We start from the raw sequence: 444 nt of genomic DNA, 5'->3' as shown, positions 1-444 counted from the left end.
ATGCAGTCATTGAACAGGGTATGATCAATCGTTTGGTTGATGCTAAACCTGAAGAAATGCGAGTGTTTATTGAAGAAGCTGCTGGCGTATCTCGCTATCAAGCACGTCGTCGTGAGACTTTGCAGCATTTAGAACATACTGAGCAAAACTTAGCGCGTTTAGAAGATATAGCGGCTGAATTAAAATCACAGCTGAGAACGCTAAAACGCCAGTCCGAAGCCGCCATCCAATATAAAACCTTAGAAACTCAGATTCGTACTTTAAAAATCGAAATACTGTCTTTCCAAGCGAATCAAAGTCAGAAGTTACAACAAGAATATAATGTTGAAATGAACGAGCTTGGCGAACGCTTTAAATTAGTTCGGTCAGAGTCGCATACAATTGAGCATGATTTAGAAGCGACAAGTGCTTTATTTCAACGTTTGATTCAGCAATCATCACCTT

General features: G+C 39.9%; 1 pseudogene. It reads left to right on the top strand.

The features are described from left to right. Positions 1–444, top strand: a pseudogene (locus GBI16_RS18530) (chromosome segregation protein SMC); the annotation flags it as partial.

The organism is Acinetobacter sp. TUM15064 (assembly GCF_008980265.1).
In the GTDB taxonomy this organism is placed as follows: domain Bacteria; phylum Pseudomonadota; class Gammaproteobacteria; order Pseudomonadales; family Moraxellaceae; genus Acinetobacter.
This window is presented reverse-complemented; position numbering and strand designations above follow the sequence as displayed.